Annotated in this window: 11 protein-coding genes; 8 read left to right on the top strand and 3 right to left on the bottom strand. The window is 31.8% G+C overall.

The genetic code is table 11. From position 1 onward, the window contains the following. Positions 1 to 59: 59 nt before the first annotated feature. A complete protein-coding gene (locus AC22L0_RS11295) occupies positions 60 to 572 on the top strand; it encodes a hypothetical protein (RefSeq protein ID WP_000719378.1) in 513 nt (170 codons plus the stop codon). Positions 573 to 1,074: 502 nt separating this feature from the next. Next, on the top strand, positions 1,075 to 3,711 hold the full coding sequence (gene colA, locus AC22L0_RS11290; RefSeq protein WP_087966958.1) for a collagenase ColA: 2,637 nt from the start codon (positions 1,075 to 1,077) through the stop codon (positions 3,709 to 3,711). Positions 3,712 to 3,929: 218 nt separating this feature from the next. Here colA and AC22L0_RS11285 read toward each other — a convergent pair whose 3' ends face one another. Beyond that, entirely contained in the window at positions 3,930 to 5,309 is a 1,380-nt protein-coding gene (locus tag AC22L0_RS11285; RefSeq protein ID WP_044797309.1) for a catalase, read from the bottom strand. Between the two features lie 264 nt (positions 5,310 to 5,573). Between AC22L0_RS11285 and AC22L0_RS11280 the strand changes: the two genes are divergently transcribed. From AC22L0_RS11280 to AC22L0_RS11255, 6 genes are all read left to right on the top strand, one after another. After that, positions 5,574 to 6,791, top strand: a complete 1,218-nt coding sequence (locus tag AC22L0_RS11280) for an aspartate aminotransferase family protein (RefSeq protein WP_087966960.1) — start codon at positions 5,574 to 5,576, stop codon at positions 6,789 to 6,791. Between the two features lie 272 nt (positions 6,792 to 7,063). Next, on the top strand, positions 7,064 to 8,086 hold the full coding sequence (locus tag AC22L0_RS11275) for a hypothetical protein (RefSeq protein WP_000429612.1): 1,023 nt from the start codon (positions 7,064 to 7,066) through the stop codon (positions 8,084 to 8,086). A 223-nt stretch (positions 8,087 to 8,309) separates the two neighbouring features. Next, complete coding sequence (locus AC22L0_RS11270; RefSeq protein ID WP_000839300.1) at positions 8,310 to 9,827, top strand: glycosyltransferase family 2 protein; 1,518 nt, start codon at positions 8,310 to 8,312, stop codon at positions 9,825 to 9,827. Between the two features lie 52 nt (positions 9,828 to 9,879). Further along, a complete protein-coding gene (locus tag AC22L0_RS11265; RefSeq protein WP_142319668.1) occupies positions 9,880 to 12,201 on the top strand; it encodes a glycosyltransferase family 2 protein in 2,322 nt (773 codons plus the stop codon). Between the two features lie 299 nt (positions 12,202 to 12,500). Continuing rightward, entirely contained in the window at positions 12,501 to 12,701 is a 201-nt protein-coding gene (locus AC22L0_RS11260; RefSeq protein WP_002098269.1) for a hypothetical protein, read from the top strand. 110 nt (positions 12,702 to 12,811) lie between these two features. Further along, the gene (locus AC22L0_RS11255) at positions 12,812 to 13,054 is read left to right on the top strand and encodes a hypothetical protein (protein WP_000752474.1); all 243 of its coding nucleotides are present in this window, start codon (positions 12,812 to 12,814) and stop codon (positions 13,052 to 13,054) included. A gap of 152 nt (positions 13,055 to 13,206) precedes the next feature. Here the strand turns inward: AC22L0_RS11255 and AC22L0_RS11250 are convergent, their stop codons facing one another. Both AC22L0_RS11250 and AC22L0_RS11245 read right to left on the bottom strand, forming a co-directional pair. Beyond that, on the bottom strand, positions 13,207 to 14,694 hold the full coding sequence (locus tag AC22L0_RS11250; RefSeq protein WP_087966964.1) for a glycosyltransferase family 2 protein: 1,488 nt from the start codon (positions 14,692 to 14,694) through the stop codon (positions 13,207 to 13,209). Positions 14,695 to 14,777: 83 nt separating this feature from the next. Beyond that, a complete protein-coding gene (locus AC22L0_RS11245; protein ID WP_087966966.1) occupies positions 14,778 to 15,038 on the bottom strand; it encodes a hypothetical protein in 261 nt (86 codons plus the stop codon). Positions 15,039 to 15,199: the final 161 nt, after the last annotated feature.

The raw sequence follows: 15,199 nt of genomic DNA, 5'->3' as shown, positions 1-15,199 counted from the left end.
AAGAATATTGTAAGCCTCAAATGATATAGTATCTAAATCATTTGAGGTGATATGTAAATATGAAAAAAATATTTTACATTTTAAGCGTATTTATTCTGTGTGTATCGATACAACACGTTGTACATTCCCAATCAGATGCACCAGAGTTATCTTCGGATTGTCTCGAAGAAAGAAAAGTTAGAGATGAAAAGTATGTGAAGAATATAATACAGGACATTAAATCCACATTTAATTTAAATATTGATGAACATAGTTTTTGGGAAGTAAGTAAAAGAGATCTGGAGGCTGCTCATTTGATGTATGGTGGAAAGGAAAATGATTCTTATTATACTTCGCTAACTAAAATTTATGACAGTGGTGGATTTAGCGAACAGCCCAGCCTATTTGTGAGGGCGCAAGAAGCATTTTTACTTTATAAAGAAAAAGATAATATCAATGTAATGAAACGCCTAAAACTAGACGTTGAAAAAGGGGAATGGCTCGTTATAAAAACGAAAAAGAAGAAAGGGAAAAAAGTGAAATTTAAGCCGTTGCAATGTGAAAAAGATTATATGAAAAAGAGAAATGAATAACAAAATACTTATTCATGCTATTTTATTCAACGATAGTTTGCTGTTGATATGAAATAACAAAGGTAAACGAACATATTAGCTTTATGGAATATGTTTGTTTACCTTTGTTTGAGAGATTTAAAAATTGGGGATGTTGTTAGTTGAAATTTATTTACTGGCTAATGAGCTTATAGCATTCAATGAATTTGTTCTTCATAAACATTAGATTTTGTGTCAAATGATTTATACATTGCCGAAACACCTATGTATATTTTATTCTACAGTATTTATAAAAGAATGTTGGCTATTCATAAGAAATATGATTGGCACGGTTTTTGCTTGTATTACATGTAAGGAAGGGAGATTGTATGTAAGGAATCTGTACTCGTAATAGTATAAAACAAGCTACTATTGCATTATTAATCATAGTTGTATTTATAGCGGAACTGTAAATACATACAAATAAGTGGGTTTTTGGTTTTGGAATTCTGAATTTTCTTTTAAATTATTAGGGGGCAATGGTATGGTTAAATATTCGAAAATTTCTAAGTGGATTCTTGGTGTTGGATTAGTGACAATAACATGTAATGGTTTGCAAATTCAAGCAGAGACAAAAGAGAAAAACGTGAAGAACGTATTACAAATGGAGCCGGTAGGAATACAGAAATCTGTTAATGAATTGGCGCACCCTTCAAAAGTACAAGAAAATGCATCTTTTACAAAACGGTTAAAATTAGCGGATTTATCGCAGCGTCCACTAGCACCAACCGATAATATTAAGCCGTTAGCTGAAGAAAAAAAGTATTCGATGGCTGAGTTAAATCAATTAAATAATAAACAATTAACTGATCTTCTTGTGACAATTAAATGGTATCAAATTCCGGAATTATTTCAGTTTAATAGTGATAGTCTTAAATTCTATCAAGATGATAGCCGAATGCAAGCGATTATTAATAAACTAGCAGAACAAGGACAAGCTTATACGCAAGATGATTCAAAAGGGATTGAAACATTAGTAGAAGCTCTACGTGCAGCGTTTTATTTAGGTTTTTACCATGATGAATTAAGCAAACTAAATGAGCGTAGCTACCATGATAAATGTTTACCAGCTTTAAAAACAATTGCAAAAAATCCAAATTTCAAACTTGGTACATCAGAACAAAATAAAGTAATTGCATCATATGGAAAATTAATTGGAAATGCATCAGCAGATGTTGAAACGGTTTTATATGCAGGTGAAATTTTTAAACAATATAACGATAATCTTGCAACTTTCATTGAAGACCGAACAAAAGGAGACGCTATATATGAGTTGATGAAGGGAATTGACTTTGATATTCAGACGGATATGTACACGACTGGAAAAGAGCCAAAAGATACGATGTGGTTTCGAAATATTGATAACTTTATTAATGAAATAAATCGTTTTGCACTACTTGGTACAGTAACAAATAAAAACGGATGGTTAATTAATAATGGAATTTACTATGCTGGCCGATTGGGCAAGCTTCATAGCACGCCCACAAAAGGACAACAAGTTGTTACAGATGCAATGCGAATTTATCCATATTTAGGAGAGCAATACTTTGTTGCGGCAGAACAAATTACTACAAATTATGGAGGAATAGATGCGAATGGAAAAACTGTAAATTTAGATCAAATTCGAGAAGAGGGTAAAAAGAAATATTTACCGAAAACGTATACGTTTGATGATGGTGCAATTGTCTTTAAAGCTGGGGATAAAGTTAGCGAAGAGAAAATTAAACGTCTATACTGGGCGGCAAAAGAGGTGCGTTCTCAATTTTATCGTACAGTTGGTAGCGATAAACCACTTGAAAGTGGACATGCTGATGATGTGTTAACGATGGTTATTTATAATAGCCCAGATGAGTATCAATTTAATCGTCAACTGTACGGATATGAAACGAATAATGGTGGGATTTATATTGAGGGGACAGGGACTTTCTTTACATATGAACGTACACCAGAGCAAAGTATTTATAGTCTGGAAGAATTGTTCCGCCATGAATTTACGCACTACTTACAGGGAAGGTACGAAGTTCAGGGATTATGGGGCCAAGGGGAAATGTATCAAAATGAACGTTTAACATGGTTTGAAGAAGGGAATGCAGAGTTCTTTGCAGGTGCAACGCGATTAGATAGTGTAGTACCACGAAAAAGTATAATTGGTGGGTTATCTAATGATCCTGCAAAACGTTATACAGCATCACAAACATTAAATGCGAAATATGGAACGTGGGATTTTTATAATTATTCGTTTGCACTGCAATCATATATGTATAATAAGCGCCCAGAAATGTTCGATAAAGTACATGATTTAATTCGCGCAAATGATGTTTCAAGTTACGATGAATACCGTGCTACATTAAGCAAAGATAATAAGTTAAATGAAGAATATCAATCTTATATGCAAATGCTTATTGATAATCGTGATAAGTATACAATTCCACAAGTATCAGATGAGTATTTAACTCAGCATGATCCAAAATCGCTTTCGGACGTTACGTCAGATATTACGAATGAAGCGAAATTAAAAGATGTGAAAGTAACAAAGAATAAATCACAATTCTTTAATACATTTACACTACAGGGGACATATACAGGAAGTGCGGCTAAAGGAGAAGTTGAGGACTGGAAAGTGATGAATGAAGCAACGAATGATATGTTGAAACGTCTTTCAGGAAAAGAGTGGACTGGATATAAAACATTGACTGCTTATTTTGTAAATTACCGTGTAAATAATGCTGGGCAATTTGAATATGATGTTGTGTTTAGCGGAGTGAATACGGAAGAAGGTACGGCTGTAGAAAAAGAACCGAATAATTCATTTGAAACAGCAAACCCACTATCTTTGAATATTTTGTTAAGAGGAACCTTGAGCGATCAAGATCAGGGGGATAAATTTGTTATTGATGTAAAGGATCAAAAAGATTTACAAATTTCTGTTACGAACGAACAAAATCTTGGATTGAACTGGGTATTATATTCTGAATCAGATTTAAATAATTATGTAGCTTATGCAACAAAACGTGATGGGAACAAATTGCTTGGAAATTATAATGCAAAGCCAGGGAAATATTACTTAAGTGTATATAAGTATGGTGGTGGAACAGGGAATTATACGGTACAAGTAAAATAGTTTACTATAGTTTGTTTTGAAAGGCTACTTATTACATTTTTTAGCGAAATAAAGTATTTAATGTTAAACATTAAACTAATTCAACATATCCCTGTTCTAATTATAGAACAGGGATATGTTGGCTTTATATTTTTAAATTAAATAACCTCATTGGATTTTGATAAGAAAATAATTAATATAGATCTGAATTCTCATTCGTAAAGCATGTTTTAATCTTCTTAATGCTCTTTCATTTTTGTCTCAATGCTTGTTTTCAAATCAGTTGATACTTGATTGAAATACCCCAAAACGATCTCCCTAATATCATCGGATATAACTTTCAAATCACTAGCTAAGTTTTCGGCGAGATGTTCTTTTTCTATTGGCTGTAACTTCGTATAAAATTCACCAGCTTGTGTAAAGTCATCCTGTTTCGTTATAGAAGCTCTTTCAAGTTTACCTTCAACGTACCTTCCTTCACCGGTTGTAATTTGATTAGCAGGTGTCCAATCTTGCTGCTGGTTAATCGTTAATTTGCGAAATTCTGGACCAATTCTTCTTCTTTGTGAATCACTGTAAATGTTAGCGCGCCCTTGCAGCATTTTATCATCTGATAGTTCTGCACCATCCAGTAAATTAGAAGGAGAGAATGCGACTTTTTCTACTTGTTCCATAAAATTTTCAGGATTTTTATTTAATACCATTTTCCCGACTGGTATGAGAGGATACGTCTGTTCATCCCATACTTTTGTGTCATCTAAAGGATCATAAGAAAGGTGCGCTTCATCTTTCGGATCCATGAGCTGGACGTATAAACCATACTCCACTGGTTTGCCATTTTCAATAGCATCATATAAATCTTTCCCGCTATAATCAGGATTTTCGGCAGCTAGTTTAATTGCTTCTTTACTAGTAATGTACTGTACACCTTCAAACGGGTACCAATGATACTTTACATACTTTCGATTACCTTCCGCATTTCTCCATACATATGTATTAACACTATGTCCTGGAATGTGGCGAAGACTTTTGGCCGTACCATTATTAGAGTATAAACGGACAACAAAATGAATAGATTCAGGTGCTTTAGCGACAAAACTCCAAAATCTATTAGGGTCTATTAAGTTATTTTTAGGTGAAGGCAATAATGCTTGAATCGTTTCAGGGAAACGCATCGGATCACGGACAGAAAAAACAGGAATGTGATTACATAAAAGGTCAAAAATGCCTTCTTTTGTATAAAATTTTGTAGAAAAACCGCGTACATTTCTAGCAGTATCCGGTGTTCCTTTCGTACTAACAGCTAACGAAAATCGCACCATAACAGGAACTTTCTCATTAGAATTTTGTAAAAAACTTAATTTAGTATGTTCAGACATCGAATATATCGTTTGAAAATAACCGAACGCACCAAATCCTTTTACATGAACAGGTCTTTCTAAAATTTTTTCATGAATAAATTCTTGTAACGTCTCGTGAAGTACACTATCTTGCTCTAGAACAGGTCCACGTGAACCAACTGTTTGTGAGTGAAGGGTAGCTTGTTCATTACGTTCGCCTTTTTTATTAAAGTGATTCCCTAGTAAAGATTGCCCCTGTTTATCATAGTTTTCATTCATCGATATAGCCTCCAAATTTATTTCGTCTATTGTTACTAAATATGATTTTATAATCTTGATTATGTATGATATGCAAAGTAGTAACAGACCGCTAGATGAAAAAAACGTGTATGTAGTGGACCTGTTGAAATAGAAGAAATTATGGAAAAATGAATATCGTGAAGAAAATTACTATTAAAATTTTAATCTGAAAAATGAATTTATACATGAGTTTATAGAGAATGAACAGAAATAAACAGGGAAAATAAATAGGAGGAATTTAACATGTCGGATTGGTTTCAATTAGATAAAGAATATATGATGTCTACGTATTGTCGTACGAAGGTTGCGATAGAAAGAGGAGAAGGATGTAAACTATATGATGTAGATGGTAAAGAGTATTTAGATTTATTTTCTGGCGTAGGAGTAAATGTATTAGGATACAATCATCCTAAAATTGTACAAACGACAATGGAGCAAGTTACAAAATCGTTGCATCTGCCGTTTCATTTTTTAAATCCAGTTGCGATTGAATATGCAAAGAAATTAGTGGATTGCTCATTAAAAAACGGAAAGGTCTTTTTTGTAAACTCTGGTACGGAAGCGACAGAAACAACTTTGAAATTAATTGATAAATATAGAGCTAATACGAATGAAGAACGTGAAGGAATTGTAGTGCTGAAGAATAGTTTCCATGGGCGTACGTTAGGGGCACTTCATTTTACGAGACAAGAAAGTGTATATCAAAATTTCCCTAAAACATCGATTCCTGTATATGAAGTAGAGCGCGAAAATATAGACCAATTAGAGGAGACTATTATTAAAGAAAAACCAATTGCGATTATGCTAGAGCCTGTTTTAGGAAGTGGAGGAATTTATCCTTTATCAAGTGAATATTTACATGGTGTTCAATATTTATGTGAAAAATATAATGTACTTCTTGTCGTTGATGAAGTTCAAAGTGGTATGGGTAGAACGGGAAAACTATTTGCTTATCAAAATTTTAATATTACACCAGATATTATTCAAATTGGTAAAGGAGCAGGAGGCGGGATACCGCTAGGAGGAATTATTGTAGGCAAAAAGTTATGTGATGTATTTTCACCAGGAGATCACGGGACAACGTTTGCTCATTCATCAATGGGAACGGCTTTAGGGTTAACGGTATTAAACACATTGATTGAAGATGGTTTAATGCACGAAGCGTATGAAACGTCACTATATTTAAATGATAAATTACAAGAAATTCAGAAAGAAAACTCTTATTATATTCAGGAAGTACGTCATGCTGGTATGATGTTTGGAATTAGTTTAAATGATACAAATGAAAATGTGAAGAAATTACAGGTAGAGCTAATGGAAAAAGGGATATTAGTTGACGTAACACAAGGGAATATTATCCGTTTACTTCCTCCATATATAATTACAAAAGAAGAAATTGATACATTTATTACTCAATTTATTACTTGTATGGATAAGGTTGCTACTGTAGTAAGTGCTTAAAAATTAAAAGCTATATTTTATATAAAGTGCACTCTAATTGTTGGGGATAGTTTACAATTGGGGTGCATTTTTTATAGTTGAATTTTGTAAAATATAGTCGTTTGTATATGATAACGGAAAAATAGAAGGAATTTCGTTATATTTGAGTGGTGAAGAAAAGGGAAAGTAAGTATAAAGATAGTAGATAAAGCGGGTGGTTTAAATAACTAATGATAGAACGTTTTGAAAATAATAGCATACGAATATATAAATAATAAGAATGAGGTGATATATTGGAAAATAATGATATTCAATTTACTTCTTTACAAATGAGAACGGATAAATATGGTTGGGCTAGTATTCAATATACAAATAAAAAGCAGGCTATCTTATATACTCGAAACGGAGGAGTAGAATGGGATATTGTCAATCCTCTTAATTCAATTGTATTATTTGGGTATCCAATAAACGCTCGAAGCTCTTGGGCATATGGTTTAACAAAAAAGAATGACGATTTATTGCCAGCTATATTTTATACAGTTAATAGAGGAGAAAGATGGAGTGAGTTTATTTTACCGGTTGAAGAAGATTGGGAGAAATCGACTGATGTTCAAGTACAATTGCATGCTACGAATATGGATAGTATATGGATTGTATTATCTAGAAAGCTTGCATCAAATAAATTTGAACATAATTTATACTATTTGAAAACGAAAGGGAAAGTTTGGAAAGTAATAAAAAATATAAGTATTAGTGATAGTATTTCAGGGATAACATTTATAAACGATCTAATTGGGTTTATTTCACTACAAAAACATTATGAAACATCAACGGTATTTAAAACAATAAATGGTGGGGAAAGTTGGCATCCTATAAAAGATATTCCAAGTCTTGAAGGAATTAATAATGGGACTGCTATGGCTTATAAAGCAATCTATAAAAATAAATTATTAGTAATACCAACTAAAAAGAATGATGATGTATTTTTAATGAATTACTCATTTGATAAGGGGAATTCGTGGCATATTTCAAATAAAACAATAAATACTAGTAAAGTGGCTGTTTCGTTTTTTAGTTCCTATTATGGCTGGGTTATAAATAGTGAAAATGGAAGTGTATATCAAATAATAAAAAAAGGATCAAAATGGATCAAAGTATCAAGTAATCCATTATTAAAAAATGTATTTTGTTTGCATTTTTTTAATCGGCGTAAAGGTTGGGCGTGTAATAAAAAAGAAATATTTACTACAAAAGATCGCGGTATAACATGGAAAAAGGTAGTATATAAAATTAATAATATTGATAAGTTTATTTAAAAGAGTCCTAAAGAAATTAGGACTTTTTTTATTTTTAAATGGTGAGAGTTGTAACAAACAATGATAAGAGAAAAGAGGTAAGTGTAGAACTTATATTTTCAAAAATAGACGGTTGTTTTTACACAGTATAATTCACTTTTGAATATGTTAATAAAGTAGCGAATTCACAGGAAATGGTAATACTTAATATTTTATGTCACATGATGTGTAAAGGGGGCGTGTAATGAAATCGTTAACGGTTATTATTTTGTATAGTGAAAGAGAGCAAATATTAGAAGAGTCAATTCAATCTATATGGAAGCTAAATCCTCTTGAAATTATAATTTTCGTTCCTAACGATAGAAGTAATTTGTATGAAATAGCAAAGAAACATAAATGCCATATTGTTTTGATGGATAAATATAGTACGTATTATGATGGGTATGAAGCTTCTGTAAAGGCAGCAAAAGGAGATGTATTGTTATTTGTAGATAGTAATTTTTTATTATCTTCAAATGAAATGAAGAATTTTATTGAGCCAGTCGTTACAAATCAGGCTGATGTAGTATTAAACAAAATAGATAAATTTATAGAAGTTGATAAATGTCCAAATATGGATATTGTATGGAGAAAAATGTTAAATGAAATTTTAAGTCGACCAGATTTAAAAAGCAATTCAATACTTTCGTTACCATATGCGCTTACGAAGGAAGTAGTGGGAAACATCGGCTTTAATTATATGGAAGATATCGTTCTATCTTATATGAAGATTGTGAATCAGGGGTGGCGGATTAACGATCAATGTGCAATAAGAACGTTATCTAAAGATGAAATGTTCGAAGAAGAAGGGTATTTATTTAAAAAAGAATTATTAGAAAATGAAAAAGAGAAAGTGGAAAAATATTTAATTGGTATATCCAAATGGATAGAGAAAAAGGGAAGAAGAGTAGGTTTTACTGATGCAGGAAAAAGAAGAGATATTATTCAAAGATTAGGTGAAAGCAAGCAGTATCCTTCGTATCATCGAGGCTGGGGAATGCATTCTTCAATTTATAACGGGAAACAACTTTCTGTCATTATACCAGTACAAAATGAAGAAGAGACTATAGAACAAGTAATACTTGAGGCGAGAAAAATAGAACCACTAGAAATAATTGTCGTTGTAAATGGTTCGACAGATCAAACGGCTAATATTGCTAAAAGACTTGGTGTTACTATTATTGAATATAACGAACGACTTGGTCATAATGTTGGACGTGCTATTGGAGCGCTTGAAGCTACAGGAGATATTCTTTTATTTATTGATGGTGATTTTAGTGTTTCAGGAAGTAATTTGCATCATTTTACAAAAGCAGTTTCAGCTGGTGTAGACATAGCATTAAATGATTTGAATCCGATGTTACATCCTCCGTTTTATGTTGTAGACGTCGTAAAATATATGCTTAATTTAGCATATAATCGTCCAGAATTAAGCAATGGCTCATTAGTAGCAATTCCACATGCTATGAGTAGATCATGTTTAGATGCAATAGGCTGGGAAAGCTTACTATGCCCTAGTCTTGCACAAGTAAAAGCTATATTACAAGGGTATAGAGTAGAATGTGTACATTACGTTGATGTTGTAAAACCGAATAGAATTCGTTTAATGGAGAATGTAAGTCACAATGGACATCCTCCAGCAGTATTAAGAATAATTGGTGATCACGTTGAAGCTCTCTCTTACTTAATAGAACATCTTGAAATAGATGGAAAGGGTGATTAAACTGTTAGACCAGTACAAAAAAATTAACATTTCATATGAACAATTATGGCAAATGGATTTTCAAATTACAGAACCATTTATACTCAAGGTTGATTGGGATAAAGTAACGTATGAATTTTTAATTCGTATTAAGCCCGATGCTTCTAACACTATTGTTTTTGGATCCGGAGCAGGTGGGTTTCAAGAACAGCCAATTGGTCCACCTATTTTTCATCGACATTCTTGGATGGATGAATTTGAAGATACTGTTATATATTATAATGACCCTACGTTATATCTTGGAAAATTATCTTTAGGCTGGGGACAGGGAGAGTTAAATAGATTTTATTTACAAGATATAGCAAATATTTTAGAAATAGTATTTGTAAAGTTAAAAGTTGATTCGAAAAATGTGTTGTTTTATGGCAGTTCCGGGGGAGGATTTATGTCTTTAATTTTAGCTGGATTCGTTAAGGGCTCCACAGCTTTAATTAATAATCCTCAAACAAATTTATTAAAATGGATACCTGTACCAATAAATCTAGTTTTCGATTTGTCTTATCCAAATTTATCAAGAGAAGAAATTGAGGAGAAATTTGGCGAAAGAATTAATGTTGTGAAATTTTTTAATCACATTAAATATGTACCGAATATTTATTTTTTACAAAATTTCGCGTGTGAATTTGATGTGCAAAATCATTTACTACCATTTATTTCTGAATTAGAGCAACTTGATAAAGACACGGAAGTAAATCAAATTATAATTGACTTATATTTTGATAAAAAAGCAGGGCATGCAGCTGTAGGGAAGAGTGAAACAATTGAATATATAAAAAAAGTAAAACCTAATCAGACTGTAAAAGAAGAACAAAAAGAAGTGGACCTATCAGTCGTTATAGTTTTAGGAGAAGAAAAATCAAAATTGAATCAAATTTTAAATAAAGTGCAGCATATAAAACCAATAGAAATTATTATTGTAGCTGATGATAGAATGAGTGCGATACAATCTATACCAACATTTGTTGAAAGTAACGTTGTTGTGATTGAGGAGAAAAGTAAACGGAAAGCACCAGTTCATGGGGCAAAAATCGCCAATGGTGATGTAGTCTTATTTTTAGATGGGGAAGATGTTATTTTTTCGGTAGAATTAGAGCGATTTATAGAACCGATACTGAAAAAGGAACAGGATGTAATCTTAAATAACATAGACTCCGTATGTTTTGAAAAGATGAGAGTAGAATGGCCAAGTATTGCTATGGTGTATAGAAAAATAGTAAACGATGTATTGGGGCGTATGGATTTAAAATATGATTCGATGTTATCTATGCCATATGCTATTACTAAAAAAGCAATTGAAGACATGGGATATGATATCTTGCAGAACCCTATTCTGTCCCAAGTCACTCTTATTGAGAAAGGGTGGCGACTACAATCCTCGTCAGCCATCACTAACACCTCCTTGAATAATATGCCCGCAAACGAAACCTCTTTCTATAAAAATGAATTAACTAAATTAGAAGTATATGAGATTAAAGAAAATATAAAAGCTTTGGAGAGTTGGTTACAACGAAAAGATGATAGAGGTAACTATACAGATGGAGGAAGAAAAAGAGAAATTATAGAGCAGTTAAAAAAACAAAAGAATTATTCACGTTTCCATAAAGGATGGGGAATGAATTCATCAATTTATAATGGAAAACAGTTATCAATTATTATACCAGCACAAAATGAAGAATCAACGATTAAAGAAGTTATTCTTGAGGCAAGAAAAATTGAACCGAAAGAAATAATTGTTGTCATTAATGGGTCAACAGATCAGACAGAAGTAATCGCTAAGCAATCAGGGGCAACAGTAATTGTTTATGAAGAAAGATTAGGGCATGATGTAGGACGGGCAATTGGTGCACAAGAAGCTACAGGGGATATACTTCTCTTTATTGATGCTGATTTTGCTATTCCAGCAAAAGATCTTCATCCGTTAACGCAAGCTGTTGCGGATGGTGTTGATATGGTTTTAAATGATTTAAATTTAAATCTTAGATTTCCTCTATATATTGTAAGTTTATATAAATATATTTTGAATATTGCTTGTAACCGTAAAGATTTAGGGGTAGGATCTACAATTGCTGTTCCCCATGCTATTAGTAGAAAATGTTTAGAGGGAATTGGCTGGGACACTCTTCACACAGCGTGTGTTGCACAAGTAAAGGCAATATTAGAAGGGTATAAAGTCGGATGTGTCCATTTTGTAGATGTAATGAAACCAAATCGTATTCGGCCACAAGAGCATTTTGCGACGATAGGACATCCACCAGCTGTATTGAGAATTACTGGGGATCATTTAGAAGGACTTTCATATTTATTGAAGAATAAGGATTTTAAAGATTTATTTTAAAAGGTAAATTTGTCTATTGAATGAGTAACTTAAACATTTCATTTATGCAACTTGACGATATTTAGTATTGCAATGAAACTAAAATCAAAAATTTTTATTATTTTTAGCTCAGGTACAAGTGAAGAGCATGTTTCACTGACTGATAGTAAATGAACAAGTAACTAAAAGGTAAAGGCTTCTTTATATATATGAAGAAGCTTTTATCTTTTTTATTTTAAGTATGGAAGGTAAAGGGTAAATAAAGTTGTATTTTTATTTTTGGATAAATCGATATTAGATATAAGAAAGAAGGGAATATTTTGTCTTGCATCAATAAAAGTTGTTTTAATATTTCTTTAGAAACTAAAGTCAATCCAAATGGTGGCGCAGAAATATTCGTAAGGTGCAATGATGAAAGTTTGTCTAATTTTAATGTAATACCATTTATCGCATGTATTTCTATTGCAGTGAAAGATGATTTGAGTTTCTTAGTTAATTTAGATAGTTTAATCAAACGTTAATTGCCTATAAAACGAATAGTAAAATAGCATCTAATTTACAAGACTTAGTAAGAGAGTCGTGTCCGAATTTGATTAACTGCATATATTGTTAAAAGAAAGGAGGGAGAGTTATGGCATGTACTACGAATAATGTTTGTTTAGATGTGTGTCTTAAAATTACAATTACCCCTGGTAGTGGAATTGATGCAGTAGTCGATTGTGGAGGCACATGTGGGACAAGTCCTACTATTGTAATTAGTCCTAGTGGATCAATTGTTATTACTTTACCATTAGTTGCATGTTTCTCAATTGCACTAAAAGATGATTTAAGTGTTGACTCTTCATTAACAAGCCTCTATTTTCAAACTTCTTAAGAAAGATACAGAAATGAAAAGCCTGCCTGCTACTTCTCTTTTGATCTAATGTAAAAATAAAAAAGATGGTTACAACCATCTTTTTTATTTTGCTATATATTTAAAATAAATTCATATATTATTTGGTGGTAAGAATATACAATTAAAAGCATTCAGTGTTTCTTTTTTTGTTCGATGAGGTAAGAAATTGCTTCTATATGATCACCAATGATTTGTTGCGTTGCTAATGAAAGGTAGCCTTCCTGCGAGAAGTGTTTTTCTGGTCGAACTCGATTTATCTTGTCAACGTCGATAGAATGAACATTTTGTACATGCAATCCTGCTAAAATTGTTTTAACTTGACTTAAGGTTGGTGAAAGAAGAGAAGCAAACCCAATTGTATCAATGCATTTTCGACTAAAAGCATGAGGGACAGCAGTTGTGGAGCCCATACCTAAATCTTTTCGATTACATGCTAAATTAACAACATGCTTACATGCAGTTACGATAGTATAAGGAACACGATACATGTAGTAGTGCTCTAATTTATTTAAAGCTAAATCGGTTCCATTTTGAACAGATTGTACAAATGGTAATAAATCAGAACTAGGAATTAAGAAATCACCATCAATAAATAATAATATATCACCTTTTGCAAAATATGCACCAACGGCACGTCCGGTATCAATGCCGAGTGCTTCTTTGTAAGTAATAACTGTTGCACCGCAATTCTTCGCCAATTCCTCTGTTTTATCTGTTGATCCATTAACAATAATGATGATTTCTAAAGGTTTTAATTTCTGCACCTCAAAAATGATAGATTCTATCGTTTTTTCTTCATTTTGAACAGGGATAATGATGGATAATTGTTTATTTCCATAAGTATTTGAATAAAACTCTTTACCTGTAATTATTTTGGATATAGCTCTTTGTTCGCCGTTTTGAAGTTCTAAAATAATATCCCGCCTTCGATTATTATCAGTATGGTTTCCTCTTGAATCTTGTAATATATTTACCCAATTTTCAATTGCTTCTAGGTGATAACGAATGAGTTGTTTTGAGGGGAAGGAGGGAATTTGCGGTATAGAAATTTTAAAATGATTGCTAATGCGAAAATTATTTTTAATAATTTTCATTTGTGCTAATATCGGATTTAATAAACTTTCTGGAGTAATTGCTTCAAGAATTTTCTTTGTTACCGCGTAGGGAGGAAATAATAGTGAGTTAACATGTAAATCTGGACGATGAAAGAAATGATTCGTAACTTGCTGCCAAATCATTTCTATAGTTGGCTTTTGCTTTTGATAAAAAAAATCATCTAAATTGTTTAATACTAAGTCAGCTGATTTATCTAGTAATGGTTGAAGAAATTGTTTAAGTAAGGAAGGGGGGATATTGTAATTTGCATCTAAAAATAAGAGGTACTTACCTTTTGCTTTTTTGGCACCAATTACATAACAATTATTTGATTCTGTCGGTTCTTCTAATGTGATAATTTTACAATTGTAAGATTGTGCAATATCAATGGAATCATCGATACATCCGTTAATAGTAAGGATAATTTCTAAAGGCTGTAGTTGTTCACAGGCTTTCAAAATTTCAGGTAAAACTTTTATGTTATGCTGTATACGAATAATAATAGAAATTGGATTTTTACACATAAGTAGTCTCCTTTTTAATCAGAGGTAGTTATTAATAAGGTTAGATAAAATAGGAGATATATATTTTATTATATACGTAACGACTATTTAGTTTTATCAGACTTAGAATTTTCATTACTTGAATTGGGACCTTTATTTATTCCAGACGCGAGTAAATTATTGAGAACGCTAAGGTCTAATTGCATAGGGATTGAGTTTTCGGATGTAGTTTTCTCATTTTCTTTTTTTGTAGTTAATATAGTCTTTATATTTTTTATTTCTTTATATTGTTTTAAGGTAATGAAAAATCCAGAAATAATGAAGAGAAAAGAAACAGTAGTAAGTAAAAGTATTATTTCCAACATAAAAGAGCCTCCTTTAAAACTATAATAATATTATAGTTAAATGTAATAAAACAGAATTCGAGTTAATGAGTTCACTTTTTAAATATATGCAAATCTTAAGTAAAAGTTACTGATTTCTAAGTTAGAGGAAGCAATTATAGAAACGTTATAAATATAAATAA

It is taken from the genome of Bacillus sp. LQ01, from assembly GCF_057624735.1.
The sequence above is the reverse complement of the archived record's forward strand: the minus strand, read 5'-3'. Positions and strand labels throughout refer to the sequence as shown.